This window comes from Nocardioides luteus (genome assembly GCF_000960475.2).
Taxonomy (GTDB): domain Bacteria; phylum Actinomycetota; class Actinomycetes; order Propionibacteriales; family Nocardioidaceae; genus Nocardioides; species Nocardioides luteus_A.
In genome coordinates this window covers 105,808-132,102 of record NZ_JZDQ02000001.1, presented here as the reverse complement: position 1 = coordinate 132,102, position 26,295 = coordinate 105,808, and the positions used below count along the sequence as shown (strand labels likewise).

34 protein-coding genes are annotated in these 26,295 nt (G+C 70.7%); 10 read left to right on the top strand and 24 right to left on the bottom strand.

Going from position 1 to position 26,295, the window contains the following annotated elements:
- Positions 1 to 77: 77 nt before the first annotated feature.
- The 5 genes from UG56_RS00690 to UG56_RS00670 all read right to left on the bottom strand — a co-directional run bounded on the left by UG56_RS00690 (position 78) and on the right by UG56_RS00670 (position 5,766).
- A complete protein-coding gene (locus UG56_RS00690) occupies positions 78 to 779 on the bottom strand; it encodes a hypothetical protein (protein ID WP_052693175.1) in 702 nt (233 codons plus the stop codon).
- Positions 779 to 2,008 carry an NRAMP family divalent metal transporter gene (locus tag UG56_RS00685; protein WP_045547205.1) on the bottom strand — a complete coding sequence of 410 codons (1,230 nt, stop codon included), beginning with the start codon at positions 2,006 to 2,008 and terminating at the stop codon, positions 779 to 781. The genes UG56_RS00690 and UG56_RS00685 overlap by 1 nt, the downstream gene beginning before the upstream one ends.
- Entirely contained in the window at positions 2,005 to 2,469 is a 465-nt protein-coding gene (locus UG56_RS00680; RefSeq protein WP_143054849.1) for a hypothetical protein, read from the bottom strand. Before UG56_RS00680 ends, UG56_RS00685 begins: the two co-directional genes overlap by 4 nt.
- Positions 2,470 to 2,554: 85 nt before the next feature.
- Entirely contained in the window at positions 2,555 to 3,757 is a 1,203-nt protein-coding gene (locus tag UG56_RS00675; RefSeq protein WP_071326807.1) for a class I SAM-dependent RNA methyltransferase, read from the bottom strand.
- On the bottom strand, positions 3,754 to 5,766 hold the full coding sequence (locus UG56_RS00670) for an APC family permease (protein ID WP_045547208.1): 2,013 nt from the start codon (positions 5,764 to 5,766) through the stop codon (positions 3,754 to 3,756). The genes UG56_RS00675 and UG56_RS00670 overlap by 4 nt, the downstream gene beginning before the upstream one ends.
- Positions 5,767 to 5,887: 121 nt before the next feature.
- Here UG56_RS00670 and UG56_RS00665 point away from each other — a divergent pair, with 121 nt between their 5' ends.
- From UG56_RS00665 to rpmG, 6 genes are all read left to right on the top strand, one after another.
- The gene (locus UG56_RS00665; protein WP_045547209.1) at positions 5,888 to 6,550 is read left to right on the top strand and encodes a potassium channel family protein; all 663 of its coding nucleotides are present in this window, start codon (positions 5,888 to 5,890) and stop codon (positions 6,548 to 6,550) included.
- A 2-nt stretch (positions 6,551 to 6,552) separates the two neighbouring features.
- Positions 6,553 to 7,224, top strand: a complete 672-nt coding sequence (locus tag UG56_RS00660) for a potassium channel family protein (RefSeq protein WP_008360320.1) — start codon at positions 6,553 to 6,555, stop codon at positions 7,222 to 7,224.
- Between the two features lie 42 nt (positions 7,225 to 7,266).
- A complete protein-coding gene (locus UG56_RS00655) occupies positions 7,267 to 9,036 on the top strand; it encodes an ABC transporter ATP-binding protein (RefSeq protein WP_143054848.1) in 1,770 nt (589 codons plus the stop codon).
- 76 nt (positions 9,037 to 9,112) lie between these two features.
- On the top strand, positions 9,113 to 10,873 hold the full coding sequence (locus UG56_RS00650; RefSeq protein WP_045547211.1) for an ABC transporter ATP-binding protein: 1,761 nt from the start codon (positions 9,113 to 9,115) through the stop codon (positions 10,871 to 10,873).
- Positions 10,874 to 10,900: 27 nt separating this feature from the next.
- On the top strand, positions 10,901 to 11,266 hold the full coding sequence (locus UG56_RS00645; protein WP_371264369.1) for an HU family DNA-binding protein: 366 nt from the start codon (positions 10,901 to 10,903) through the stop codon (positions 11,264 to 11,266).
- Positions 11,267 to 11,387: 121 nt separating this feature from the next.
- Positions 11,388 to 11,558, top strand: coding sequence for a 50S ribosomal protein L33 (gene rpmG, locus UG56_RS00640; protein WP_045547213.1), 171 nt, complete (start codon positions 11,388 to 11,390; stop codon positions 11,556 to 11,558).
- An 88-nt stretch (positions 11,559 to 11,646) separates the two neighbouring features.
- Here the strand turns inward: rpmG and ykgO are convergent, their stop codons facing one another.
- The 6 genes from ykgO to UG56_RS00610 form a co-directional block, all read right to left on the bottom strand.
- Positions 11,647 to 11,769, bottom strand: a complete 123-nt coding sequence (ykgO, locus tag UG56_RS00635) for a type B 50S ribosomal protein L36 (protein ID WP_045547214.1) — start codon at positions 11,767 to 11,769, stop codon at positions 11,647 to 11,649.
- 5 nt (positions 11,770 to 11,774) lie between these two features.
- Positions 11,775 to 12,011: a 30S ribosomal protein S18 gene (gene rpsR / locus UG56_RS00630; RefSeq protein ID WP_045547215.1), complete on the bottom strand. Its 237-nt coding sequence runs from the start codon at positions 12,009 to 12,011 to the stop codon at positions 11,775 to 11,777.
- A 13-nt stretch (positions 12,012 to 12,024) separates the two neighbouring features.
- Positions 12,025 to 12,201 (bottom strand): 50S ribosomal protein L32, encoded by a 177-nt coding sequence (gene rpmF, locus UG56_RS00625; protein WP_045547216.1) that lies wholly within the window; start codon positions 12,199 to 12,201, stop codon positions 12,025 to 12,027.
- A 34-nt stretch (positions 12,202 to 12,235) separates the two neighbouring features.
- Positions 12,236 to 13,339 carry a CobW family GTP-binding protein gene (locus UG56_RS00620; protein ID WP_045547217.1) on the bottom strand — a complete coding sequence of 368 codons (1,104 nt, stop codon included), beginning with the start codon at positions 13,337 to 13,339 and terminating at the stop codon, positions 12,236 to 12,238.
- Entirely contained in the window at positions 13,339 to 13,599 is a 261-nt protein-coding gene (locus UG56_RS00615) for a type B 50S ribosomal protein L31 (protein WP_045547218.1), read from the bottom strand. The genes UG56_RS00620 and UG56_RS00615 overlap by 1 nt, the downstream gene beginning before the upstream one ends.
- A 78-nt stretch (positions 13,600 to 13,677) precedes the next feature.
- Positions 13,678 to 14,235: a helix-turn-helix domain-containing protein gene (locus tag UG56_RS00610; protein WP_045547219.1), complete on the bottom strand. Its 558-nt coding sequence runs from the start codon at positions 14,233 to 14,235 to the stop codon at positions 13,678 to 13,680.
- A 73-nt stretch (positions 14,236 to 14,308) separates the two neighbouring features.
- On the opposite strand from UG56_RS00610, the gene UG56_RS00605 reads away from it, so the two are divergent.
- Entirely contained in the window at positions 14,309 to 15,868 is a 1,560-nt protein-coding gene (locus UG56_RS00605) for an SAM-dependent methyltransferase (protein ID WP_045547220.1), read from the top strand.
- Positions 15,869 to 15,979: 111 nt separating this feature from the next.
- Here UG56_RS00605 and UG56_RS00600 read toward each other — a convergent pair whose 3' ends face one another.
- The 5 genes from UG56_RS00600 to rpmB all read right to left on the bottom strand — a co-directional run bounded on the left by UG56_RS00600 (position 15,980) and on the right by rpmB (position 18,903).
- Positions 15,980 to 16,507 carry a hypothetical protein gene (locus tag UG56_RS00600; RefSeq protein WP_045547221.1) on the bottom strand — a complete coding sequence of 176 codons (528 nt, stop codon included), beginning with the start codon at positions 16,505 to 16,507 and terminating at the stop codon, positions 15,980 to 15,982.
- 6 nt (positions 16,508 to 16,513) lie between these two features.
- On the bottom strand, positions 16,514 to 17,215 hold the full coding sequence (locus UG56_RS00595) for a TIGR03943 family putative permease subunit (protein ID WP_052693179.1): 702 nt from the start codon (positions 17,213 to 17,215) through the stop codon (positions 16,514 to 16,516).
- A 79-nt stretch (positions 17,216 to 17,294) separates the two neighbouring features.
- Positions 17,295 to 18,287 carry a permease gene (locus tag UG56_RS00590; RefSeq protein WP_045547222.1) on the bottom strand — a complete coding sequence of 331 codons (993 nt, stop codon included), beginning with the start codon at positions 18,285 to 18,287 and terminating at the stop codon, positions 17,295 to 17,297.
- Between the two features lie 74 nt (positions 18,288 to 18,361).
- A complete protein-coding gene (gene rpsN / locus UG56_RS00585) occupies positions 18,362 to 18,667 on the bottom strand; it encodes a 30S ribosomal protein S14 (RefSeq protein ID WP_045547223.1) in 306 nt (101 codons plus the stop codon).
- Complete coding sequence (gene rpmB / locus UG56_RS00580; RefSeq protein ID WP_045547224.1) at positions 18,667 to 18,903, bottom strand: 50S ribosomal protein L28; 237 nt, start codon at positions 18,901 to 18,903, stop codon at positions 18,667 to 18,669. The genes rpsN and rpmB overlap by 1 nt, the downstream gene beginning before the upstream one ends.
- 103 nt (positions 18,904 to 19,006) lie before the next feature.
- On the opposite strand from rpmB, the gene UG56_RS00575 reads away from it, so the two are divergent.
- Positions 19,007 to 19,417, top strand: coding sequence for a Fur family transcriptional regulator (locus UG56_RS00575; RefSeq protein ID WP_045547246.1), 411 nt, complete (start codon positions 19,007 to 19,009; stop codon positions 19,415 to 19,417).
- 11 nt (positions 19,418 to 19,428) lie between these two features.
- Here the strand turns inward: UG56_RS00575 and UG56_RS00570 are convergent, their stop codons facing one another.
- From UG56_RS00570 to dut, 6 genes are all read right to left on the bottom strand, one after another.
- Positions 19,429 to 20,868 (bottom strand): PepSY-associated TM helix domain-containing protein, encoded by a 1,440-nt coding sequence (locus tag UG56_RS00570; RefSeq protein ID WP_084100252.1) that lies wholly within the window; start codon positions 20,866 to 20,868, stop codon positions 19,429 to 19,431.
- A gap of 78 nt (positions 20,869 to 20,946) precedes the next feature.
- Positions 20,947 to 21,486 (bottom strand): cell division protein FtsQ, encoded by a 540-nt coding sequence (locus UG56_RS00565; RefSeq protein ID WP_084100249.1) that lies wholly within the window; start codon positions 21,484 to 21,486, stop codon positions 20,947 to 20,949.
- A 43-nt stretch (positions 21,487 to 21,529) separates the two neighbouring features.
- A complete protein-coding gene (locus UG56_RS00560; RefSeq protein ID WP_045547226.1) occupies positions 21,530 to 22,273 on the bottom strand; it encodes a DUF3159 domain-containing protein in 744 nt (247 codons plus the stop codon).
- 11 nt (positions 22,274 to 22,284) lie between these two features.
- Positions 22,285 to 22,656 (bottom strand): OB-fold nucleic acid binding domain-containing protein, encoded by a 372-nt coding sequence (locus UG56_RS00555; protein WP_045547227.1) that lies wholly within the window; start codon positions 22,654 to 22,656, stop codon positions 22,285 to 22,287.
- Between the two features lie 10 nt (positions 22,657 to 22,666).
- On the bottom strand, positions 22,667 to 23,329 hold the full coding sequence (locus tag UG56_RS00550) for a DUF3710 domain-containing protein (protein ID WP_045547228.1): 663 nt from the start codon (positions 23,327 to 23,329) through the stop codon (positions 22,667 to 22,669).
- A 53-nt stretch (positions 23,330 to 23,382) separates the two neighbouring features.
- Positions 23,383 to 23,835 carry a dUTP diphosphatase gene (gene dut, locus UG56_RS00545; RefSeq protein ID WP_045547229.1) on the bottom strand — a complete coding sequence of 151 codons (453 nt, stop codon included), beginning with the start codon at positions 23,833 to 23,835 and terminating at the stop codon, positions 23,383 to 23,385.
- Positions 23,836 to 23,908: 73 nt separating this feature from the next.
- On the opposite strand from dut, the gene UG56_RS00540 reads away from it, so the two are divergent.
- The gene (locus tag UG56_RS00540; protein WP_045547230.1) at positions 23,909 to 24,367 is read left to right on the top strand and encodes a DUF3093 domain-containing protein; all 459 of its coding nucleotides are present in this window, start codon (positions 23,909 to 23,911) and stop codon (positions 24,365 to 24,367) included.
- 35 nt (positions 24,368 to 24,402) lie between these two features.
- Positions 24,403 to 24,723 (top strand): DUF4235 domain-containing protein, encoded by a 321-nt coding sequence (locus UG56_RS00535; RefSeq protein ID WP_045547231.1) that lies wholly within the window; start codon positions 24,403 to 24,405, stop codon positions 24,721 to 24,723.
- 155 nt (positions 24,724 to 24,878) lie between these two features.
- On the opposite strand, the gene UG56_RS00530 is transcribed toward UG56_RS00535, so the two are convergent.
- Both UG56_RS00530 and UG56_RS00525 read right to left on the bottom strand, forming a co-directional pair.
- Positions 24,879 to 25,169, bottom strand: a complete 291-nt coding sequence (locus UG56_RS00530) for a DUF4193 domain-containing protein (RefSeq protein WP_040755057.1) — start codon at positions 25,167 to 25,169, stop codon at positions 24,879 to 24,881.
- A 264-nt stretch (positions 25,170 to 25,433) separates the two neighbouring features.
- A complete protein-coding gene (locus tag UG56_RS00525) occupies positions 25,434 to 26,294 on the bottom strand; it encodes an inositol monophosphatase family protein (protein ID WP_045547232.1) in 861 nt (286 codons plus the stop codon).
- Position 26,295 lies beyond the last annotated feature (1 nt).

The window sequence follows — 26,295 nt, the reverse complement described above, 5'->3', positions numbered from 1 at the left end:
GACGCGCAACCGATATCCGCCCGGGACGGCGTCGGCGGCGAGGAGCGCGACGGCCCCGGTGCCCACGAACGGCGCCGTCATGCATCGAACGCCGCCGGGCCGACCTCGGTGTCCTCGCCGAGCCGGACGATGCCCCGGTCCCAGTCGATGTCGGCCTCCTCGATGGCCGCGCAGGAGGCCAGCCGGACGTGCCGGTGCAGCCGCTTGACGGTCGCGCCCACCAGCCAGGGTCCCTTGAAGTCGCCGCGGTCGTACCCGAGCAGCGAGCCGGGGCGACGCGGGCCCACCACGAGGTGCCGGAACACGAACCGGTCGCCGGCGGGCTCGAGCCGCACGTCGAGGACCACGCCGCGCAGCTGGGGATGCTCGGAGGAGACCCGCATCCTGAGCAGCTCGCCCATCCGCCGCAGCGTCGTCCCTTCCGTCGCCGGCGGCTGACGGTCGAGCAGTCCGTCGCGCCCCACCTTCAACCGGATGTCCGAGCCGACGTGGCCGACCTGGTGCAGGTCGATGGCGAGCGGGACGTCGCGGTCGGCGTACTGGGTGCCGAGGCTGATCCAGCGCTCGCGCAACAGATGACCGGTGCGGCTGGACATCCGCGGCACCAGGGCCGCCGGCCCGGTGAGGATCCGGGTGACGGCGGGTCGCGAGCCGTCGGCGTAGAAGGAGATCTCCAGGTCGTCGACCTTGCACACCAACAGCCCGTCCTTGTCGGTGACCTGTCGGTCGAGCAGGTGCAGCGCCGCGTCGAAGGCCCTGCTGTCGAGCCGGTTGTCCATCACGCCCCCATCCCGGTGATCACCAGCAGCGGGATCGCCGCCACCGCCGCGACGCACACCAGCACCAGGTAGATCGTCCCGAGGAGGTTCGCGACCAACCCGTTGCGGTGCGCCCCCATGTAGTCCTTGTCGTTCGCGACGACGAGGATCGGGAAGTACGTCAGCGGCAGCGCGACCGCGGACCCGACCACCGACGCCTCGGTCACCAGGATCGGGTCCACCCCCGTCATGAGCACGCCGACGGCCAGGAACGTGGCCACCACGAGGACGAGATGGAAGCGGGTGGCCTCACCCGGCCGGACGTACTTGCCCCACTGGAACCCGAAGTACTGCGCCAGGGTGTACCCGGTCGACAGCCCGGTCTCGCACGCCGCCCCGAAGGTGGCCGCGACGAACCCGATCAGAGCCACCGCCAGGCCGACCTTGCCCAGCGCGATGCCGACCGGGAGAGCCACCTGGCTGAGCGAGGCGACGTCGATCGCCAGCGGGCCGAGCGCGACCGACGCGCAGCCGGCGATCGCGAGCGAGAGCAGGCCGCCGAGCGGGAACCCCACGAAGACGTTGGCCCGCATCGTGCCCAGGTCCTTCTCGGTCCAATGCTCCTCGACGCCGCCGGAGGAGAAGAAGAACACCTCGTACGGCGTCATGGCGGCGCCGAACAGGGCCACCGAGTAGTAGGCGTAGGTCGTCCAGGTCTCATCGGCAGGCTTGTCGGCCGTGAGCAGCTGATGGCCGAGCTCGCTCCAGTCGGGGCCGAGCTTCCACAGCGCGACCGCGAACACGACGAGCGCCAGGCCGAGCAGCCCGAGGACGTTCTCCATCAGCGAAAACTTGGCCCGCCAGAGCACCAGCCAGACCAGCAGCCCGACCAGCGGGATGATCAGCAGCTCGTTGACCGAGCTGACCAGTGCCAGTGCCAGCGCGACGCCGCCGATCTCGGCGACGAAGGTCAGTGCGGTGACGATCAGGGACGCGACCAGGTTGAGCAGCCCGATGCGCGGGCCCAGGCGTTCGCGGACCAGGTCGAAGGTCGCCCGCTTGCTGCAGACAGCCACCCGGCCGGACATCTCGGCGAAGACGCAGATACCGATCACGCCGACGGCGACCACCAGCCCGAGCGAGAGGTCGAAGCGGGCGCCGACCTGCGCGTTCACGACCATGTCACCGATGTCGACGAAGCCGCCGATCGCGGTGAGGATGCCCAGGGCGACCGAGAGCAGCCTCTTCATCGGGCCGCCTTGGTCAGCCGGTCCCTCAGGTCCTGCAGGGCGGCATAGGTCCGGCGTACGTCGCGCAGCGCGTCATGCACAGCCCCGCGGTCGCCCGCGGAGACCGCGGTGCTGGCCGCGTTCACCGCAGTCACGGCCCGGCCGAGCGCCTCGACCGCGCGGCGGTTGGCGGCCGCCTCGGAGGCGGGTGGCTGCAGCGACTCGAAAGCCTGCGCCTCGGTGTTCAACGTACGCAGGGCGTCACGAACCGCGACCACGACGTAGTTCGTGGTGAGGTGCCCGTCGGCCCGGTTCTCCAGCAGCAACGCCGTCGTACCCAGGCTGCTCACCGCGGTGCCGAGCGTCTGGTCGACCTTCGTCCTCCAGCCGGACTCGGACTCGGCCGCTCCCGACCGGACGCCGCACCCGCCGAGCAGGAGCACGGCGACGACCACGGCGATCAACCTCACTCGTCCGCCCATCTGCTCCCCTTCCGCAGCCGACCGAGCGCTCTACCGGTACCCGCGACGTCCGGCGATCAGCCGGCCCCGCCCCACCGTTTCTCCATCACTGCTGGTCGGAGCCGGTTTTCGTCAGCAGCGCGACGGCCTCGACGTGGTGCGTCATCGGGAACAGGTCGAAGCCACGCAGCGACCGCAGCCGGTAGCCGTGCTCGGCGAAGATGGCGACGTCACGGGCCAGCGCGGCGGGGTCGCAGGCGACGTAGGCGACCGCGCGAGGCGACCGCGCGGCCACGGCCTCGACGACCGGGCGGCGGGCGCCCTCACGCGGCGGGTCGAGCACGACGAGGTCGAACGGACCCTCCTCGAGACCGCCCAGCACGGTGGCCACGTCACCCGCGGTGACCTCGGCGGAGGGGACGTTGCCGACCGAGAGCGCGGAGGCGGTCCGGTCGCCCTCGACGGCGACGACACGTCCGGTCGGACCGACCTCGTCGGCGAGGAACGCGGAGAAGAGGCCGACGCCGGCGTAGAGGTCCAGGACGGTGTCGCCCGGAGCAGGTGCGAGCGCGGAGAGGACGGCGGAGACCAGGGTGGCGGGTGCCCCGGGGTGGACCTGCCAGAAGCCGTCGGCGGCGACCTCGAAGGAGTGCGTCGCTCCCCCGGCATCGACCGACTCCACGACCGTCCCGGCACCCGGCTCGCGGGCGTCGCTCGAGGCGATCAGGCAGTCATCGACCGGGATCACGTCGTGGGAGCGGTAGCGCCGCATCCCGCGGCCGCCACCCTGCGCGGTCGCGTAGCGCTGACGGGTGCGCCAGCGCAGCCCCGCCTCGTCGCCGGGAACGGCCTCGACGACCAGGTCGGCGACCAGCGGGTCCTCGGCAGAGAGCCCGCCGAGCCGGACCAGCTGCTCGCGCAGCACCGTGGCCTTCAGCTCGCGCTGGGCCGACAGGGAGACATGCTGGAAGTCGCAGCCACCGCAGAGCCCGGGGCCCGCGTAGGGGCACGGCGGAACGACCCGTTCCGCCGCGGCCGAGAGGACCGAGACGGCGTCGCCGCGCCAGAACCGGTCACCGGCGGTTCCCTCGGTGATCTCGACGACCACCCGCTCCCCGGGCAGGGCGTGGCGTACGAAGACCACGCGGGAGGCCCCGTCCTCGAGCGGCACCCGTGCCACGAAGTGGCCGCCGTGCGCGACCGGGCCGACCTCGACCTCGAATCGCCGGCCGACGTACGACTCGCCCTTGGACGCCTTCGGACGGGGCCGTCGCCCGCGCGGCGGCGCGGAGCGCCGGGGACGGCTCATCGACGGCCGCTTCCGCGGCGCAGACCCGGAGCGAGCCAGTACTCCTCGCGCATCTCCTCGGCGCGCTCCTTGCCGGAGGCGAGCTGGTAGGGCACCGAGATGACCATGACGCCCGGGGTGAACAGGAGCCGGCCCTTGAGCCGCAGCGCGGTCTGGTTGTGGAGGAACTGCTCCCACCAGCGGCCCACGACGTACTCGGGGATGTAGACGGCCACGACGCCGCGCGGATTGGCGTCGCGGATCGCCGAGGCGTACTCGACGACGGGCCGGATCAGCTCGCGGTAGGGCGAGTGGAGCACCTTCAGCGGCATCGGCAGGTTGCGCTCGTCCCACTGCTTGAGCAGCTCGGCGGTGTCGGAGTCGGTGGTCGAGACGGTCACCGCCTCGAGCGCGTTGGGGCGGGTCGCCTGGGCGAAGGCGAGCGCGCGCAAGGTCGGCTTGTGGAGCTTGGAGACCAGGACGATCGCGTGGACGCGGGTCGGCATGACCTTGTCCTGCTCGTCGGCGGCCAGCTCGCGGGCCACGTTGTCGTAGTGGCGCCGGATGCCGCGCATCCCCAGGTAGAAGACCAGCATCGCCAGGATGGTGATCCAGGCGCCGGAGAGGAACTTCGTGATCAGCACGATGACCAGCACCGCGGCGGTGAAGCAGAGCCCGACCGTGTTGATCACCCGCGAGCGGACCATCCGGCGCCGCACCAGCGGGTCGTGCTCGGTCGACAGCTCCCTGGTCCAGTGGCGGATCATCCCGAGCTGGCTGAGGTTGAAGGAGACGAAGACGCCGACGATGTAGAGCTGGATCAGCCGCGTCGTCTCCGCCTCGAAGACGACGATCAGCACGATCGCCATGATCGCGAGGAAGCCGATGCCGTTGGAGTAGGCCAGCCGGTCGCCGCGCGCGCCCAGCGCCCGCGGTGCGTAGCCGTCCTTGGCCAGGATCGAGCCGAGCACCGGGAACCCGTTGAAGGCCGTGTTCGCGGCCAGGACCAGGATCAGCCCGGTCACCGCGACGACGACGTAGAACATCGGCGGGAAGAAGTCGAAGACGGCGTGGGCGACCTGGGCGATGGCCGCGTCCTGGTCGTGGGCGTCGTTCAGCGGCACCCCGTCGAGCAGCAGCCGGTGCTGCTCCCCCGGGTCGACCAGCTTGATCCCCATCAGGTTGGCCAGCACGATCACGCTCAGCATCATCGTGATCGCGATCAGCCCGAGGAGGCCGAGCGTCGTGGCGGCGTTCTTCGACTTGGGCTTGCGGAAGGCAGGTACGCCGTTGGAGATCGCCTCCACACCGGTCAGCGCCGCGGAGCCGGAGGAGAAGGCCCGGGCGAGCAGGAAGGCCAGCGCGAGCGCGCCGAGCGGCTCGGCCATCCCGGGTTCGGGGGCGATCTCGTACTTCGCGCTCTCCACCTGGGGCAGGTCGCCCATCGCGAGCCGGATGAAGCCGGTGACGGCCATGGCCCCGATGGCGAGCATGAACAGATAGGTCGGCACCGCGAAGGCGGAGCCGGCCTCCCGGATCCCGCGCAGGTTCATGGCGGCGAGCAGGACGACGAGCGTGACGGCGATGACGACCTCGTGCCCGCGCAGGACGGGGATCGCGCTCGCGGCGTAGTTGGCACCCGAGGAGATGGACACGGCCACCGTCAGGACATAGTCCACCAGCAGCGCGCTGGCCACCGTCGTACCGGCCTTGGCGCCGAGGTTGACCGTCGCCACCTCGTAGTCGCCGCCGCCCGAGGGGTAGGCGTGCACCGTCTGCCGGTAGGAGGCGATCACCGCGATCATCACGCAGACGACGACCAGCGCGATCTTCCAGGACCACACGTACGCCGAGGCCCCGGCGACCGAGAGCATGATGAAGACCTCGTCGGGCGCGTAGGCCACCGAGGAGAGCGCGTCGCTGGCGAAAACCGGTAGCGCGATGCGCTTCGGCAGCAGCGTCTCGCCCAGCTGAGAGCTTCGAAGCTTGCGACCGATCAGGATTCGCTTGGAGACATCACCAACACCCACAACCGCAGACGCTACGGCACATCGCGGGATCCACGCGCTTCCGGATCACCACGCGCGTCCGAACACGCCACTTCGGAGGGCGTAGGCGACGCACGGGCCCGGCGAATGCAATCATGACACGGTGCACGTAGTGATCATGGGCTGTGGCCGCGTCGGCTCGACCCTGGCGAGAAGTCTCGAGGACCGCAACCACACGGTCTCGATCATCGACCAGAACCCGGAGGCGTTCCGGCGTCTCGGTCCGAGCTTCAACGGCGACAAGGTCGCGGGGATGGGTTTCGACCGCGAGGTGCTGCTCAAGGCCGGCATCAAGCGCGCCGAGGCCTTCGCGGCGGTCTCCAGCGGTGACAACTCCAACATCATCGCGGCCCGGGTGGCGCGCGAGGAGTTCGGCATCGAGCAGGTCGTGGCCCGGATCTACGACCCCGGCCGCGCCGAGGTCTACCAGCGCCTCGGGATCAGCACGGTCGCCACCGTGAAGTGGACCGCCGACCAGGTGCTCCGCCGGCTCCTCCCGGCCGGCGCCGAGCCCGACTTCCGCGACATGTCGGGCAACATCCGCATCGACCAGGTGATCATGCCCGACTCCTGGGTCGGCGAGCGCACCATCAAGTTCCAGCGCCAGTCCGGTGCGCGGATCGCGTGGATCGACCGGCTCGGCGAAGGGATCATCCCGGTCCGCGAGAGCGTGATCCAGGAGGGCGACGTGCTCCACATCGTGATGCGCGAGGAGAACACCGCGCAGGCGTACAAGACCATCAAGAACGGCCCCGAGGAAGACTGACGATGAGAGTTGCTATCGCCGGAGCCGGGGCCGTCGGCAGGTCCATCGCCCGTGAGCTGATCACCAACGGCCACGAGGTGCTCCTCATCGACAAGAACCCGGGCTCGATCAAGCCCGAGCGGGTCGCCGACGCGGAGTGGCTGCTCGCCGACGCGTGCGAGCTCTCCTCCCTCGAGGAGGCCAGGCTCGACAACTGCGACGTGGTCATCGCCGCGACCGGTGACGACAAGGCCAACCTGGTCTGCTCGCTGCTGGCCAAGACCGAGTTCGGCGTGCCGCGCACCGTGGGCCGGGTCAACCACCCCAACAACGAGTGGCTGTTCACCGAGGCCTGGGGCGTCGACGTCAACGTCTCCACCCCGCGGATCATGTCCGCGCTGGTCGAGGAGGCCGTCACCGTCGGCGACCTGGTGCGACTGTTCACCTTCCGGCAGGGCCAGGCCAACCTGGTCGAGATCACCCTGCCCGCCGACTCGCCCTACGTCGGCCAGCCCACCGGCCTGGTGCCGTTCCCGGAGAACTGCGCACTGGTCACGCTCCTGCGCGACGGCCAGGTCTACGTACCCACCCCCGAGCAGCCTCTCGAGCAGGGCGACGAGCTCCTCTTCGTCGTACCCACCGAGAAGGAGGACGAGCTCGAGCGTCTCCTCGCGCCGACCAGCCACGGCGGCTAGGTTCCGTACGCAGCAACCCCCTCGATCTCGGCAGGACACCCGTTGGCTCGCTCCCCCCTCCTCCAGACGCTTCGTCCTGTCCGGGGAAGGCTGGTCGGCAGCCTGCTGCTGATGGTCGTCTCGACCGTCGCCGGGCTGGTGCCGCTCGTCGGGATCGTCGAGCTCGCCCGGATCCTGCTGCCCGCTCTGTCGGGGACCCCTGTGGACGGCGGCCGCGCCTGGGTCGTCGTGTGGGTGAGCGTGGCTGCCTTGCTGGTGCGGCTGACGACGGTGCTGGGATCCTCGTGGCTCTCCCACGTCGCCGACCTCGACCTCTCCATCCACCTGCGGCGGCGGCTGGTCGCCCGCCTGGGCCGAGTCCCGCTGGCCTGGTTCACCGAGCGCAACTCCGGCACCGTGAAGAAGGCGGTGCAGGACGACGTCGCCGCGCTGCACCATCTGGTCGCCCACTCGGTCATGGAGCTCACCGCGGCGATCACGCTGCCCTCGGTCGTCGCCGTCTATCTCTTCGTGGTCTCCCCGCCGCTCGCCCTGGTGACCCTGGTGCCGCTCGCGCTCGGGCTGGTCGGGTTCCGGATCTCGATGCGGGGCGCGGGCGCGCTCTACCGCGACTACGACGCCGGCCTGGCCGAGCTGGCCGCGGCGACGGTCGAGAACACCGGCGGGATCGCCGAGATCAAGACGTTCGGCGCGACCGGTCAGGCCCACCGGCGGCTGGCCGAGGTCACGACCCGGTTCGGCGGGTTCAACCGGGCCTGGATGCGTCACTCCGCCTTCGGGATGCTGCTCATGGAGCTCGCGCTGACGCCGGCCCTGACCCTGGTCCTCGTGCTCGGCGGCGGGGTCTGGATGCTTCGGGCTTCGTGGATCACCGGGCCTGACCTGGTGCCGTTCCTCGTCCTCGGGCTGGCGATGACCGCGCCGGTCACCGTCGCCGGCTACGCCGCCCGCGAGCTGCGCGAGGCGACCCAGGCCGCCCGGCGGATCCAGCGGCTGCTGGCCGAGCCAGAGCTCCCCGAGCCGTCCTCCCCGGCGCCGGTCCCGGCCTCGTCCCGCGTCGAGCTGCACGGCGTCTCCTTCGCCTACTCCCCCGGCGCGCCGCCCGTCCTCCACGACATCGACCTGGTCCTCGAGCCGGGCACCGTGACGGCGCTCGTCGGCCACTCCGGCTCGGGCAAGTCGACGCTCGCCAAGCTGCTGCCGCGCTTCGCCGATCCCACCGCGGGCCGGATCACCATCGCGGGGGTCGACCTGCGGGAGATGACCAGCGCTCAGCTCTACGAGCAGGTCTCCTTCGTCTTCCAGGACACCGGGCTGCTGCGTACCTCGATCCGGGACAACATCCGCCTCGCCCACCCGGAGGCGCCCGATCCGGAGGTCCGGCGCGTGGCGGAGGCTGCGCAGATCGCGAGCCGCATCGAGGAGCTCCCGCGCGGCTACGACTCGGTGGTCGGTGAGGACGGCCAGCTCTCCGGCGGCGAGCGGCAGCGCGTCGCGATCGCCCGCGCCCTCCTCTCCGACACCCCGATCCTGGTCCTCGACGAGGCCACCGCAGCGGCGGACCCCGAGTCGGAGGCGCTCGTCCAGCGGGCGCTGTCCCGCCTCGTCGCCGGACGTACGCTGCTGGTGATCGCCCACCGCCTCTCCACGGTCACCGCGGCCGATCAGATCGTCGTCCTCGACGAGGGCCGGGTCGCGGAGCGGGGCACCCACGAGGAGCTCCTCGCCCGGGGCGGGCGCTACGCCCGGCTCTGGGCCGCCGACCAGCGCGCCCACCCGGCGGGCGGCTGGGCGGAGGAGGAGTCGGCATGAGCGAGCGTCAGCGAGCGACAACGGGCATCAGGCCGCCGCTTCCGCACACTCGCGCTTGCGCTACGGAGGCGGCGGCATGATCACCATCGTCCGTCTGCTCGCCGCGCTCGTGGACCGCCCGCACCGGCGCCAGCTCACCCGGGTCGTCGCGATGTTCGTCACGACCGGGGTGCTCCAGGGCCTCGCGTTCGCCTGTGTCGTGCCCGTTCTGGACGCCGCGCTGCGCCAGGACTGGGACGCCGCGACCACCTGGCTCGGGGTGCTCGCCGGCCTCTTCGTGGCCCATCACATCGCCCTGACCGTCGGCAACCTGGACGGCTACGACCTGGCCTGCGACCTGCTCGACATCACCCTGAGCCGCCTCGGCGACCACACCGTGCGGCTGCCGCTGGGCTGGTACGACCAGGACCGCACCGGACAGCTCTCCCGGATGGCCTCCAAGGGCGCCACCGACATCGCCTCCGTGCCCGGGCATCTGCTGCGACCGCTGATCGCCGCCGTCGTCAGCCCGGTCACCGTGGTCGTCGCGATGGCGTTCCTGGAGTGGCGCCTCGCGCTCGCGCTCCTCGTCGGCGTCGTCGCGGTGCTGGCCACCACCCGGCTGCTGGCGGTGATCGTGGGCCGTGGCGAGGGCGCCTACGACGCCGCGATGGCGGAGGGCTCGGCGCGGGTGGTCGAGTTCGCGCTCAACCAGCCCGCCCTACGGGTCTTCGGGCGCACCGTCCACGGCAACGAGCTGGTCGAGACCGCGCTGCGCGACCAGAAGCGGGCCTCCCGTCGGCTGCTGGTCACCGGGTTCGGCGGCCTGGGGATCCAGCTGCTCTCCATCCAGGCGCTGCTCACCCTGGTGATCGCGCTGGCCGTCCACCTCAGCCTCGGCGGCACGCTCGCCCCGGCCATCGCGATCGGGCTCCTCGTCCTGACGGTGCGGTTCGTGGAGTCGCTCATCGACTACGGCGAGCTCTCCAGCGCGCTGCGGATCGCCGAGGGGTCGTTGCGACGTGTCCTCGACGTGCTCGCGCTCGAGCCGCTCCCCGAGCCGGCCACGCCCGCCGAGCCTGCCGACAGCGGCATCGAGCTGCGCGAGGTCGCCTTCTCCTACGACGGCGCCGCCCAGGTGCTCGACCAGGTGTCCCTCACGGTTCCGCCTCGCTCGCTCACCGCCGTGGTCGGGCCCTCGGGCTCGGGAAAGAGCACCCTGCTGCGCCTGGTCGCCCGGTTCCACGACGTGACGGCGGGCTCGGTGAGGCTCGGCGGGGTCGACGTACGCGATCTGGGGACCGAGGCGCTGATGCGGCGCGTCTCGATCGTCTTCCAGGACGTCTACCTCTTCGAGGGCACCCTGCGCGACAACGTGATGATGTCGCGGCCCGACGCCACCGAGGAGGAGCTCGAGGAGGCCGCCCGGCTGGCCCGCGTCGACGACATCGTCGAGCGGCTCCCCCACGGCTGGCAGACCCGGATCGGCGAGGCCGGCTCCACCCTCTCGGGCGGCGAGAAGCAGCGGGTCTCGATCGCCCGGGCTCTGCTGAAGGACGCTCCCGTCGTCCTCCTCGACGAGGCGACCGCCGCCCTCGACGCCGAGAACGAGGCCGCGGTCCAGGAGGCACTCACCGCGCTGTCGGCCGACCGTACGGTCATCGTCATCGCCCACCGCCTCCAGACGGTGGTGGCCGCCGACCAGATCGTCGTCCTCGACGGCGGCCTGATCGTCGAGCGCGGCTCCCACTCCGAGCTCCTGGTCCACGGCGGCCGCTACCTCGACTTCTGGCGCGAACGTACGCAAGCCGAGGGATGGCGGCTCCTCGAGGCCCCGCAGACCCCGCAGAGCCCGTAACCACGCGGGACACGCGGCGCGTGAACGTTGAACATTCGCAGGTCTGGCCTACGCTGGCGACGAGCCGCAACTCGTCAACCTTTGCGGCTCGGATCAACGATTAAAGGAGATCGCATGAACCGCACCGACCTGGTGAGCGAAATCGCCAAGCAGGCCGAGATCACCCAGACGCAGGCCTCCGCCGCCCTGGGTGCCGCCATCGAGGCGATCAGCGCGGCCGTCGCTGACGGCGACAAGGTCACGCTGCCCGGCTTCGGTACGTTCGAGTCGCGCGAGCGCTCGGCTCGCACCGGCCGCAACCCGCAGACCGGCGCCGAGATCAAGATCCCGGCCTCGAAGGGCCCGGCGTTCAAGGCCGGCTCCGCTTTCAAGGAGCGGGTCGCCAAGGGCTGAGCCCCTGGACACCTGTGAAGGGCCGGATCGATGCGATCCGGCCCTTCACGCGTTTTCCGACCCCGGAGTCTCACGCTATCCTGTTCTTGATAACCATTCTCATTAGAGTTAGAGGTCGAGCATGGCAAGCAGGTCGTCGGACGTACGCCCCAAGATCAAGCTCCGTTCCACCGCAGGCACGGGCCACACCTACATCAGCATGAAGAACCGCCGGAACACTCCCGACCGGATCGTGCTGCGCAAGTACGACCCGGTGGTGCGGCGCCACGTCGAGTTCCGCGAGGAACGCTGAGACTCACTCCGCCATCCGGTGATCACGGCTCCCGACGCACGACGGCGCCGAGCCCCGACCAGGGACTCGGCGCCGTCGGCGTGTTGGCTCAGCCCTGCCGGGCCTTCAGCCGCGGGTTCAACTTGTTGATGACGTAGACCCGGCCGCGGCGGCGTACGACCTGGGAGCCGGGCTGATTCTTCAGCGACCGGATGGAGTTGACGACCTTCATGGGGGCTATCCCTTCGTGCTCGTGTAGGGCAGCAGCGCGACCTCGCGGGCGTTCTTGATCGCCTTGGTGACGGCGCGCTGCTGCTGCGGGGTGATTCCGGTGACGCGGCGGGAGCGGATCTTGCCCCGGTCGGAGATGAACGTACGCAGCAGCTGCACGTCCTTGTAGTCGACGTAGGTCACGTCAGGAGCCAGCAGCGGCTTGCGCCGCTTGCGGACGGGAGACGGTGGTCGTCTGGGCATCTGGTGCTTCCTCTCAGCCGAGCTCGGCGGGGTCGACGTAGCCACGCTGGACCGCGCGGACCAGTCGGCGGGGTACGCCGTAGGTCTGCCCGTCGACCGTCACGGGCACGAGCGCGACCGGGGTCGCCTTCCAGCTCGAGCGGCGGTGGCGGGTGTTGCTGCGCGACATCTTGCGCTTGGGTACGGCCATGACGGCCTCCTTCGGTGGTTGATGCGGATTCGGGTCAGGCGGCGCGGCCGATGGGGCCGAGCCAGTCCTCGAGCCCGTCCCAGGACTCCTCCCAGATCTGACCGCGCTGGGCGATCTCCTGGTCGGTGAGCAGGGCGCGCTCGAAGGCGGCCGAGATCTGGTCGGCCTCGTCGTCGATGCCGACCACGACGATCCGGGTGAGCCGGTCGGTGCGGCCCCACTTCTGGGTGGAGCCCACGCTCGCCTGGCCGCCGGCCCCGTCCCAGACGCAGATGTCGTCGGGCCGGGTCGGCACCCAGAAGCAGCCGCGCGAGCGGCGCGGGCCGCCACCCAGGATCTCCAGCTCCTCCTGGAAGCGGACCGGGTGGATCGGGCGCTCCGAGCGCAGGTCGAGCCGCCAGGCTCCGCCCTCGGGCAGCGGCGGCAGCGGGTTGCGGCGTACCTCCGCGACCCAGGCCTCCACCGCGTGGTGGCGGTGCACACCGGCGACCAGACCCGCGGCGTCCAGGAGCGAGGGATCGGTCACCACCGGCGTACGCGGCCGGGCGAGGGTCGCGACCAGCGACTCCTCCTCGGGCTCGGGGGCCTGGGTGAGGCAGACGACGTCGGCGTACTCCACGATCGCGCTGGCGACCTCGGCGACGCCGCGGCGGTCGTCCTCGGAGGTGGCCAGGCCGCGCTCGTCGAGGAGGTCGGGACCGAGCAGATCCTCGGCGACCGCGGCCCCCTCGAGCGCCGCCACCACGGCGGAGATGCCGATGTGCGGCGCCATCCGCGGCGCCCAGGCCAGCACCCGGCAGACCTGGACCGCCTCGGCGGCGACCGGCAGACAGGCCACGATGCTCCCCCAGCGACCCTGGGCGGCGAGCCGCTCGAGCGTCGGCACGATGTCCTCGCGGATCGCGCAGGCGACGCAGGCGTGGGCGAGGTCGATCTCCTCGTGCTCGATCACGCCGGTGACGTCGCTGACGACGCGGGTGAGGAGCTGGCGCGCGGGGTCGATGACGTGGCGGACCGTGACCGCGTCGGGGAGACCGAACTGGAGCGAGATGGTCGCCGAGAGCATCGCGCCCTCCTCGACCCCGCTCACCAGGATCACCGGAACCTTGGGTCGGGAGAGGTTCAGCGGCGCGCCCATCAGCCGCGCCCGTAGCGGCGCTTGAACCGCTCGACCCGTCCCTCGGTGTCGACCACGCGGCCGCGGCCGGTCCAGAACGGGTGGCTGGCGCTGGAGACGTCGACGTCGACGACCGGATAGGTCTCCCCGTTCTCCCAGGTGACCCGCTCGTGGTCGTCGGCGAGACGCTCGACGAGCGTCGACCGCATCAGAAAGAGCTTGTCCGCCGAGCGGTCGCGGAAGACGACCGGCCCGGAGACGGGGTGGATGCCTTGCTTCATGGGGACCTCCCGCTGTGGTTAATGATAACGATTCTCATCTTACACCCTGGAGGTCGCCGGCTCACATCGAGGCGGGACTCACTCCTCGGCGGTGTGGGTGTGCATGCGTACGCCGTCGCTGTTGAAGATGCTCAGCACCTGCGCCGGGCGCGACCCGGTGGCGAACATCGCGTGCGGCACCCGGGTGTCGAACTCGGCGGCCTCGCCACGGGTGAGGACCAGGTCACGATCGCCCAGCAGGAGCCGCAGCTTGCCGGAGAGGACGTAGAGCCACTCGTAGCCGTCGTGGACGCGCGGCTCCGGCACCTCGGTCACCGGCTCGTAGGTGATCTTGAAGGTGCTCACCGGCGACCCTTCGGGAGTCAGCGGCGCGATCTCCATGCCGTCGCGGCGGATCACCGGCCGGCGCACCCGCGGGTCCGGGACCGACGGCGTCACCAGGCTGTCGAGGCCGACGCCGAGGTGGCGGGTCAGCGGGATCAGCAGCTCCAGGCTCGCCTGCCGCTTGCCCGACTCGAGTCGCGACAGGGTGCTCGGCGACATCTCGGCCATCGCGGCCAGCTGCTCCAGAGTCCATCCCCTGCTGTGCCGGATCGCCCTGATCCGTGGGCCGACCTGCTTGAGCTCGTCGATCATGTGCTCCACCTCGCATTTGCCAATTCAGCAAGAACCCTTGCCGTTCTTTCATTGTGCCACTGAACTGGATGACATGAACACACACCCAGAACACCTTGACGTCATCGTCATCGGCGGCGGTGCCGCCGGACTCTCCGCGGCCCTCATGCTGGGCCGCTCCCGCCGCCGGACGCTGGTGATCGACTCCGGCCTCCCCCGCAACCGCTTCACGACCCACATGCACGGCGTCCTCGGCCACGAGGGCATCGACCCCGCCGAGCTGCTGCGCACGGGGCGCGAGGAGCTGGCGGCGTACGACGTGGGGATCCGGCCGGGCCGCGTCGCCCGCCTCGACGAGACCGACGACGGCGTGAGCGTGCTCCTCGAGGACGGCGAGCGGCTCACCGCCCGCGTCGCGATCGTCGCGACGGGCGTCACCGACGACCTCCCCGACATCCCCGGCCTGGCCGAGCGCTGGGGCGCGACCGTGCTGCACTGCCCCTACTGCCACGGCTGGGAGGTGCGCGACCGGCGCCTCGGCGTCCTGACCACCTCACCGCTCGGGATGCACCAGGCGCAGCTGATCCGGCAGTGGAGCGACGACGTCGTCGTGTTCACCGCCGGGCTCGGCGAGCTCGAGGAGGCCGACGAGCAGCGGCTGCAGGCACGCGGGATCACGCTCGTCCCGGCTCCGGTCGTCGAGGTGCTCGGCGAGGGCGACCAGGTCACCGCGGTGCGTACCGCCGACGGGTCGACCACCGAGGTCGGCGCCCTCTTCACCGCCGGCACCCTGCGCCCGCACGACGACTTCCTGACCCACCTCGGCCTCGAGCGCACCGACACCCCGGTCGGCAGCTTCCTCGCCGTCGACGCGACCGGCAAGACCAGCAGCGACCGGATCTGGGCGGTCGGCAATGTCTCCAACCCGATGGCCAACGTCCCGATCAGCATGAGCGCCGGCACCATGGCCGGCATCGTCGTGAACATGACCCTGGTCACCGACGACTTCGACCGTGCCGTGGCCGGGCCGACTGCGGTGGACTTCTGGCAGGACAAGTACGCCGGCAGCGACCGGATCTGGTCCGGCAAGGTCAACGCCGTGCTCGGCGACATCGCCGCCGGCCTCGAGCCCGGGACGGCCCTCGACCTGGGTTCCGGCGAGGGCGCCGACGTCATCTGGCTGGCGCATCAGGGCTGGCGAGCCACCGGCATCGACATCTCCGAGAACGCCGTCGCACGTGGTCGGGAGGCCGCCGCGGCCGCCGGTCTCGCCGAGGAGCAGGCCCGGTTCATCGTCTCCGACCTCTCCTCGCTGACCGACCTCGGTGAGGGCTACGACCTGGTCACCGCGAGCTTCTTCCACTCCCCCGTCGAGCTGCCCCGCACCGACATCCTGCGCCGCGCGGCCGAGATGGTGAACCCGGGTGGCCACCTGCTCATCACCTCGCACGCCGCGGCGCCGCCGTGGGCCGACCCTTCCGCCCACGTGCACCGCTTCCTCGACGCCAAGGAGGAGCTCGAGGCGCTCGACCTGCCCGAGGACGCCTGGGAGACCGTCGTCCTCGAGCACCGCCACCGGGCCGTGACCGCCCCGTCCGGCGAGCCGGCCACCCTCGAGGACTCGGTCGTGCTGCTCCACCGGCGGAGGCCGTGACGGTGGCTCGTCACAGCAGTCCCATGGATACCCGGTTGACCGGGAAAACTTGGACTTGACGGGCACTGAAACACCCGACAGGTCCAGGGATACCCGGTCGACCGGGTATCCCTAGTCCCTCGCGCCGCAGCTCTCGGTGAGGAACTCGCCGAGCCGCTCGTAGGCCAGGTTCTGGGCGTCGCTGCGCTCGAGCGGGTCCTGGCCGCGGCCGGTGCGCAGGGCGTCCTCGATCATCATCCGCACGCCTTCGACAGCAGCTGCCGGCGTACCTTCCGGGACGCCCATCGACTGCAGCCCTGTCGCTGCCAGACCCAGCGCCGTCTCGTTCCCGTCGTTCGGGGTGGACATCTGGGTCGCGTGGGCGTTCGCCATGGTCTGTACGGCGCCACAGAACTCCTCCAGGGACGCCACCGGCCCCGCGGGGACCGCGGCGGCGGACGATTCGGCCCCGCGCGGAGCGGCCGCCGGATCCTCGGAACCACCGAGGTCCCGGGTGAGCACGACGACGCCGATCGCGACCGCGATCAGCGCACCGACGATGAGCGCGCGTGGCGGGTGCGGGAGGCGGTCGAGCCAGGTCGTCTCCCGCTGCGCCGCGGCCCGCCGGGCAGGGTTGCCGGAGCGTCTCGGATCACCCATCGTCGCTCACTGATAGGTGTTGGCCGGCGCCTCGCGCGGCTCGACGGAGGACGCCTCGATGGCCGTCTCCGACTTGCCGCCCGGAGCGGTGCCCTCGACCCAGCGGCCGGTGACCGCGACCCAGGAGTCGCGCTCGGGAGCGTCGTCGTAGTCCTCCACCCGCACCCGGGAGGCGGTCGCGTCGGCAGCACAGCAGGCGATGGCGATGCGGGTGACGTACCAGTTGCCGTTGTCGTCGGTGCTGACGAAGCCGGTCAGGCGTACGTCGCGGTCCTTGATCGTCGAGCCGTCCTCGACGCCGGCACGCCACATGAACTCGGCGACCTCGACGTCGACCGGCCCGTCCGAGGCGGGCAGCGGCAGGATCTTCGCGTCGGGAGCGGCCGCGACCGGGTCGTCGGCACGCCGCTCGGCCAGGTAGGCGCCCAGGGACGGCGGGCTGGCCACGAAGACGATCACGCCTGGCACGATCGCCAGCCAGGTCATCGCCGGCACCTTGTGGCCGTGGTCGTCATGGTCGTCGCCGTCCTCCGCGGGCGCCGGACGCAGCAGCATCCACACGGTCAGCCCGAGCAGCACCACGCCGGTGGCGACCAGGGGCCACTTCATCCAGCTGGTGACGTACCTCAGATAGCCGTCGCCGAGCGAGAGCCGCAGCAGGACGGCACCGAGGAAGCCGACCACCAGAGCCTGGGTCGTACGAGTCACGCGGCCACCTCCGTTGCGCGAGCGCCATGGTACGGACGCGGCCGCGCGTTGATCGACTGGTTCACTCGCTGGCGCTCGCTCACAGCAGCCACCATCCGACGCCGACGGCGGAGGCGACCGCCGTGATGATCACCAAGGGGACGAAGCGCAGGGCGAAGCCCATGCCGAACTGGCCGGCCTCCATGGAGGCGAGCTTGATGTCCATCGCCGGGCCGACCACGAGGAAGACCAGCCTCGCGGTGTCGGAGAAGGCGGTGAACGAGGCCGCCACGAACGCGTCGGACTCCGAGCAGAGCGCCACGATGAACGCAAACAGCGCCAGCGTCGCGATCCCCAGCACGGCCTGGCCCGCGACGGTGTTGACCACCGAGCGGGGTACGAAGGTGTTGACCGCCGCGGCCAGCATGGCCCCCAGCACCAGGAAGCCGGAGGCGTGCAGGAAGTCGTGGCTGACGTTGCCGAGGAAGGACCTCTCGTGGGCGTGCTCGTCACGCCCCAGGTCGGTCAGCCGCTCGAGCAGCAGCTTGCCGCGGGCGAGCATGATCCAACCGACCCCCACCGCGGTGATCAGCGAGGCCAGGAACCGGGCCAGCACCATCATCGGCTGGCCCGGGAAGGCGACCGCGGTCGAGACGAGCACGGCCGGGTTGACCGCCGGCGCGGCCAGCAGGAACGTCAGCGCGACCGCGGGAGTGACGCCGCGGCGGATCAGCGAGTTGGTCACCGGCACCGCGGCGCACTCGCAACCCGGCAGCCCGATCCCGGCCAGGCCGGCGACCGGGACACCGAGCGCCGGGCGCTTGGGCACGATCCTGCTCAGCGCCTTCTCGGAGAGGAACGTCGAGATGACGGCGCTGAGCAGCACGCCACCGAGCAGGAACGGCGCCGACTGCACCACGATGGCGACGAAGATCGTGCCCCAGGTGTTGAACAGGTCGTGGTCCAGCAGCGGCAGCAGCCACCGCTGGGAGAGCAGGATGACCAGCAGGACGACCGCGACGACCTCGGTCTGCCCCAGCCTGAACCCGGGCTTGTCGGCGGTCGTGTCCCGCTCGGGGGTCTTCGTGCTCATGGGCGGTGTTTTTAGCACAGCCGGACGACGGCCGGGTTGCGCCTCGCCGACCCGGAATGGTTCTCGTTAGGAACTCACCAGCTGGACTTGGTGATCCCGGGCAGATGTCCCTGGTGCGCGAGCTCGCGGAACCTGATCCGGGACACCCCGGCCTTGCGCAGATAGCCCCGCGGCCGGCCGTCGACCTGGTCACGGTTGCGCAGGCGTACGGGCGAGGAGTCGCGCGGCAGGCGGGACAGGGCACGGACCGCCTCGGCCTGCTCGGCCGAGCCCGGCTCGGCAGCACGGATCTCCTCCTTGAGCGCGGCCCGGCGCTCGGCGTACCTCTCCACGATCTCGCGGCGCTTGGCCTCGGCCGCGATCTTCGACTTCTTGGCCATCAGAGCCTCTCCCCCCGGGCGCGCATCTCGGCGACGACGGCGTCGATGCCGCGTACGTCGATCTGCTTGATCGCGTTGGTGCTGAGCCGCAGGGTGACCTTCCGGCCCAGGGTGGGGACGTAGTAGGTCTTCCTCTGCAGGTTCACCTCCCAGCGTCGCCGGGTCGCCTTCTTGGACCAGGGGCGGTTGTTGCCGAAGCCCGGGCGGGCACCGGTGACCTGACACGTGCGTGACATGGCAGCCTTTCGTCTTATTCGGAATCGTTCCCATTATGACACACCGTGTTCTCGCGCCGCACCGGCCACGGAATCCATACCGCTACCGACTAACATGTCGCTCATGGCAGCAACCCAGCAGGTCAAGCGGCGCGCAACCAACCAGGGCGCCGCGGTGAAGGAGGCTCTCGCCGCCGAGGACACCTTCCGCAGCGCTCAGGACGTCTACGCCACGCTGCGAGCCAACGGCGAGAAGATCGGCCTCTCCACGGTCTACCGCCACCTGCAGATCTTCGTCGACGACGGCCTCGCCGATGTGATCCACAAGCCCGACGGCGAGTCCACCTACCGGCTGTGTGGCGACGCCTCCACGACCCATCACCACCACCTGGTCTGCCGCAGCTGCGGCAAGGCCGTGGAGATCGAGGGGCCGGCCGTGGAGACGTGGGCCGACAAGGTGGCGGCGCAGAACGGCTTCACCGACGTCAACCACACCGTGGAGATCTTCGGTCTCTGCGCCGCCTGCGCCGCCTGACCCAGAGCGGTTCAGCCGCGGCCGCGCACCGCGCCGATCGCGGCGTCGACCACGAGGAACCCGACGAGCGTCACCCCCAGCATCGGCACGAACCACCCGACCACCACGGTGACCACGACGACGGCCACCATCACCGGCCACGGCAGAAGCCGCCAGGCACCCCGCGGCACAGGTCGGCCGAACCGCAGGCCGCGTGCACCGCGGGGGCGCCGCAGCCACCACATCCGGTAGCCGAGCAGCGTCGCCGCGATCAGGCCGATCGCGAGCGCCGCCAGCGCCAGCTGGTTGACGACGCCGAACAGGATCCCCATGTGCGCGCCGATCACCCAGTCGGTCAGCTTGGCCATCAGCGGCCAGTCGGCGAAGTCGACCCGGTCCAGCAGCTCACCGCTCGCCGGATCGACGCTGATGGCGTCGTAGCGGGTGGGCCAGTCACGCTTGTTCTCGGCCGCGGTCCAGGCGCTGCTCGAGTCGGCCGGAGGCACCAGATAGAGGGGGTCTCCCAGACCGGCGTCCCGCGCGGTCGCGAGTACGCCGTCGATGCCCGCCCCTGCGGAGAAGACCGCGTCCGGATCGTCCGTCGTGGCGGCCGACGAGCCGTGGTGGGCGTGCTCGGCGGCCGTCCCACCGCCGTGCAGCGACGTGGCCGGCGTGGGCTCGGTCCACGACAGCGCCGTACGCACCTCGCCGATGTTCGCACCGGCGAAGCGTGACCAGGTCAGCCCGGAGACGGACAGCGCCAGCACACCCAGCAGGAGCCACACCCCGACGACGGCGTGCCACGACATCACCCGGGAACGCCCGGTGGCCCTGAGATCGGGCGCCAGCATCCGCCGGATCCGCCGGTCCTGCCGGTCACGGCGCCACCGCCCGAGCCACAGCATCAGACCGCCCAGGGCGACCACCCACAGCCAGCTGGCCGCGAGCTCGCTGTATTGACGCCCGACGGCACCCAGGTGCAGGTTGCGGTGGAGCTCGTCGAGCCAGGCCCGGAAGCCGAGCCACTGCCCGTAGCTGCGTACCTGGCCCTGGACCTGGCCGGTGTAGGGGTTCACGAACACGGACATGGCGTAGTCGGCCGGGACGGTCTCGTCGGTGAAGACGACCCGGGTGCTGCGGTCGGCCGCCTCCGGGACGTCGACCCGGATCACGGTGCCGTCGGGGTGGGCGGCCCGAGCGGCGGCGACCTGCTCGGCGAGCGGGACCGGTTCGCCGGCCGGGGTGACGTGGGTCAGCTCGCGGTAGGCGATCTGCTCGACCTGCGGGGCGATCGTGTAGAGCAGCCCGGTCACCGTGGCGACCAGGATGAACGGGGCGACCAGCACGCCCGCGTAGAAGTGCAGCCGCAGCACGAGCGGTCGGAGCATCGGCCACCAGCCGGGCCGGCGGCCCGGGTCGGTGGTCTCTGGCTCGGTCGGTGGTGCGGTCCGGAGATGGGTGGGAACGGTCATTCGAGGTGTCTCTTCTCGCGATTTCGGGGTACGCAAGACAGCCACCGGGACCCGCCCGGTGGTGCTCGCAGAGGGATCTCAGAGGCCGGCCGGCCTCGGCGGTCCCCTTCGCGGAGAGACATCGGCCCACAGGGCCGGTCGCGGGACCAGCTCGCCGGTCTCGGCGAGCAGGCGACCGGCTGGCGTGGCCCGGGGCATCGGGAGGCTGCGTACGGCAACGGCGAGGGCTCTGCGGTGCAGCACCCAGACGACCACGCAGAGCACCGCGGCACTGGCGTGGGCCAGCAGCATCGCGGCGCCGTCGCCGGTGCCGAGCGAGGTGCCGACCGCGTGCTGGTGCCCGGCGCCGGGGGCCGCGGAGAGCGCGGTGAAGACCTCGTGGAGACCCAGCTGGGACAGTCCGGCGAGGAGCGCGCCGCCGAGGAGTCCGACCCGCCGCTGCAGCACCACGACGCCGGCACCGAAGACGGCGAGAGCCGCCGCGGCCAGCCAGCCTGCGCTTGGCAGGGTGCCGCCGGCGGCGAGGTGGGCCAGGGTCGCGCCGGTCAGGATCTCGACCGTGGCGAGCAGGGCGAGCCACACGCTTCCGCGCGTCGGCCTCACCACTCGCAGTTCCACCCGCAGCACCGTATCCCGAGAAGGGGCTCTCAGAGCCCGGTGGTCACTTCGCCTGCTGCACCGGGGTGTGGTTGCGCGCGAGGAGCCAGATCATGGTGCCGTAGCAGGCGATCCGCAGCGCCCAGCCGAGGCCGGTGCGGAGGATGCCGAGGGCGAGGATCGCCCAGTCGCGGTCGATCGCGCCGCTCCAGGCCAGGAACCAGATCGGGCCCTGGATGGCCGCGCCGATCGCGCCGGGAGCCAGGAAGAGCCAGGTCAGCCGCGTACACAGCTTCACGATCTGCTTGTCCTGGTGCCACTCGAGCGGGTCGCCGCTGGCGACGCCGATGAAGAAGCCGAAGATCGGCCACCCGATCAGGCACAGGCCGCCCACCACGACGGTGTAGCCGATGCTGATCAGGATGCCGGGCAGGAAGTAGGCGAGCGCCTGCTCCTCGGCCGTGCCGCCCATCGACTGGGCCAGCCGCACCACGGCGAAGCCGATGAGGATGCCGAAGATGGCGTTGCCGACGTACTGCAGGCTCGAGCGCTGCACCAGCCGGACCACCAAGAAGACCGCCGCAGTCGCCGCCGAGGCGATCAGCGCGACCTTGAGGTCCTTGACGACCAGCCAGGCGATGGTGAAGACGAGGCCGGGCACACCGGCCTCGAGCATCCCGCGCACACCGCCCAGCCCGGCCGACATCTGGCGGCGTACGACCGCCTCGACGGTGTCGACCGTCGGATGGTTGTGGTCGTGGTGCTGGTCGCCCTCGCCGTCGGCGGGCGTCTCAGAGGCGGGGCTCACGTGTGGTTGGCTCACTCGTTGGGGTCCGGAATCAGCTCGTAGCGTGGATTGAACATGATGCGCTGGCCATCGGTGCGGCCGATCCGGCCCTGCACCTGCAGCGACCGGCCCGGGCTGATCCCGGCGATGTGCCGGCGACCCAGCCAGATGATCGTCAAGGTGCCGGACCCGTCGAACAGCTCGGCCTCCAGCGCCGGGACACCACCGCGGGGCCGCAGCGTGATCGTACGCAACGTCCCCCGCAACCGCACCGGCTCACGGTCCGGCGCGTCGGAGATGGAGGCGACATCCTTGGCGACGTAGGCGGCCCGGATCTCGCTCGCGTCGATCGAGGCGGTGTTGGCCCACTCGCTGAGCTTGGCGCGCAGCCGTCCCTTGGACATCGCTAGGTGCTCACTTCTCGACGCGGCGTGCGTTGGGCGGCAGCTTGACCTCGAGCGCCTCGCCCTTCGGCTTGGCCTCGACGCCACGGCGCACCACGACCTGCTCCAGGAGCTTCTCCCACTCCTTGCCGGCGGTCGGCTCCATCGCCGGGCGGCCGAGCATGGTGGCGCGGAGCATCCAGCGCGGGCCGTTGACGCCGATGATGCGGGTCTGCTGGACCGCCGGCTGGCCGTCGGGCAGCTTCACCTTCATCTGGGTGATCAGCTCGGTGCCCCACGGACCCTGCAGGTCAGCGGTGGCTCCACCACGCTGCTGGACGTCGTCGCGCAGCATCGGCAGCGACTCGGTCCACAGGTCGCCGTTTCGGGGAGCGGCGAAGGCGCGCAGCTCCATGGCGCCGTCCTCGGCGGTCAGCATCACGGCCGCGATCTGGCCGGACTTCTCGTCGACCTGGAGACGCAGCTCCTTGCCGGGCGCCGGGGCGAGCATCATCGAGCCGAGGTCGACCCAGTCACCGGTGATCAGACCGTCGGGGGCCGAGTCGATGTCGAACGGCCCGATCTCGGGAGCGGCCGGCACCGGCCGCTCGTCGGCCACGGGCCGATCGCCGACGGATGCAGACGGCTCTCCCCGGTGGGAGGGCGTGGACTTGCGACGGAACTTCACGACCATCTGCTTTCAGGTTGCGGTGAGACTTGAGAGGAGACTTATCTAACACTGATCCCTCAGCGGTCGGAGAAGCCCCCTGTAGAACCGTATCCCCCCGCGCCACGGACCGACTCCGGCAATTCGGAGACCTCCACGAAACGGGCCTGCTCGACCCGCTGGATCACCAGCTGGGCGATGCGGTCGCCGCGGCGCAGCTCGATGGCCTCGACGGGGTCGAGGTTGATCAGCGCTACCTTCACCTCACCGCGGTAGCCGGCGTCGACCGTGCCGGGGGCGTTGACGATGGAGAGGCCGTGCTTGGCGGCCAGCCCGGAGCGGGGGTGGACCAGGCCGACGTAACCCTGAGGCAGGGCCATCGCGATGCCGGTCGGCACCAGGGCGCGCTCCCCCGGCTTCAGGGTCACGTCGACGGTCGTGCGCAGGTCGGCACCGGCATCTCCCGGGTGGGCGTACGCAGGGGGCGGCAGCTCCGCGTCGAGACGCACCAGGGCTACTTCGAGATCAGACACAACCCGCACCTTAGATGCTTCGAGCCTCGCCCGATTCGTGACTCCCTTGACCGGCGTGAAAAACTCACGAATCGTGAGCACCCCGGCGTACGACGAGCGACTGACCGTGCCGCTGAGGTGGTGGGTCCAGGGCGTCATGTTCCTGGCGACCCTGTGGATCGCCGTCATTCTCTGGGTTCCGGCCGCGCTCGCCTGGGGCATCACCGCGGCGACCGTCAGCCTGTTCGCGCTGGCGATGATCGTCTACGGCAACGCCAGGATCACGATCTCCGACGGCATCCTGCGCGCCGGCCCCGCCCGGATCGAGGCTCGCTACCTCGGCGAGGCGATCGCTCTCGACGAGACCGAGGCACACCACCTGGCGGGGCGTGACGCCGACGCCCGGGCGTACCTGCTCCTTCGTCCCTACCTCAAGCGCGCGGTCCGGGTCGCCATCGACGACCCGGCCGACCCGACGCCCTACTGGCTGCTCTTCACCCGGCACCCGGTGGCGCTCGCCAAGACGGTCAACGCGCTCCGAGCGAGTCTCTGAGGGGCATCCTCGAGCCGATGGCCTAGGCTCGATGCATGTCCAAGTCCACAAAGGCTGGGTCTGATTCTGGAGCGAAGGGCGACAAGGTCTGGGCGATCATGGCCCTCGTCAGCGGAATCGGGGCCGCCAAGGTCACCAACAAGGTCCTCTCCTCCGGCTGGAAGGCGTCCACCGGACGCAAACCACCGGCCAACCCCGCCGACCCCGACGTACGCCTCGTGGAGGCCGTGCTCTGGTCGGCCGCGACCGGGGCCACCGTCGCGCTCGCGCGGATGTTCGCCCAGCGTCGTGCGGCCAACTACTACGTGAAGTCGGTCGGTCGGTTGCCGAAGCAGCTGGAGAAGGACGAACGCTGATCGCCTGAGAAAAGCAAGAAGGCCGTACGGGATCCGTGCGGCCTTCTTCTTCTCAACCTGGCTTGCGCCGGGTTTTCGCCGAGTCGGCGCGTTTGTACAAAGCGCTTGCTAGCGCAAGCCATACAAACGCGCCGACTCGGCGTTTTTGACTGCGCTTACGCGCAGTCAAAGCAAATCATCTTCTTCTCGTCAGCCAGCTGGCTGCGGTGGTGGACCAGGAAGCAGCTCATACAGGTGAACTCGTCCTCCTGCTTCGGCTTGACCTCGACCGCGAGCTCCTCATGGCTGAGGTCGGCTCCCGGGAGCTCGAACGACTCGGCCGCCTCGGCCTCGTCCTCGTCAACCTTGCCCGAGTTCTTGTCATGACGACGAGCCTTGAGCTCTTCGATGCTCTCCTCGGACTGGTCTTCTTCATTTTTACGCGGTGCGTCGTAGTCCGTCGCCATATGCGCCACTCCCCTTCTCACTCATCTTCAGTCCCCCCGCGCGCCCCCGAGGGCAGCGGCACGGCCCGTGATTGTGCACTATTCACGTGCATTTCGCACACTCAACCGGATCCGCGTCGCCGAAACGTTCTGTCATCTGGCGGTATTCCCTATCACGGGTATGGATGAGCAGCGAGTTTCGGGTGGGTGAACGCGGCTGGCCGACGGGACTCCGGGACCGTCCCGGCCGTCGGCCGGTCATAGATCTACATCAACCGGCGGCTTTCAGTCGGGTACGACACCCGGGAGCGAGTCAACTGGCAGAAAACCGGCCTGAACAGCCGCTTTCCGCAGTTCGTCGTAGCCGTGGGCGGGCGCGACGATGACGAACCGGCGACCGCCGATGCCGGTCGTCGCCTCCCATCGCGCACCGGCCGCCTCGGCCACCAGACCGGCCGCCGCGTGGTCCCACAGGTGCAGCCCCTCCTCGAGGTAGCCGTCGAGGGTCCCCTCCGCGACACCGCAGATATCCAGGGCCGCCGAGCCGATGCGACGAACGTCACGCACGACCGGGAGCAGCCGGACCAGCGCTTCGGCCTGGACCCGGCGCAGACCGGCGTCATAGGAGAAGCCGGTCGCGATGAGCCGCTGGGCGAGCTCGGTCGGCGGGCGCACCGCGATGGGCTCGCCGTCCCTGACGGCGGCGACCGACCCGTCGGGCTGCCGGAAGGCGGCGTAGAGGGTGCCGGCGGGCACGTCGATGACCGCTCCGGCGACGACCTCACCGGCATACTCGGCGGCGATCGAGACGGCGTAGCGCGGCAGGCCGTAGAGGAAGTTCACGGTGCCGTCGATCGGGTCGACGATCCAGCGGACGCCGCTGGTGCCCGTCGTCTCCTCGCCCTCCTCACCGAAGAAGGCGTCCTCGGGACGCTCCCGGGTGATCAGCTGTCGGATCAGCGCCTCGGTGTCCCGGTCGGCCTCGGTGACGACGTCGGTCGCGGTGGACTTGGTGGCCGCCACCTCGACGACGCCGGCCGACCGCTCGCGGACGAGATCGGCGGCCGCGCGGGCGGTCGCCACGGCGAGCGCGAGCAGGTCTCCGGACTTGGGGGCGGGCGGGGCCGACGCTGGGTGGTCTGTCATG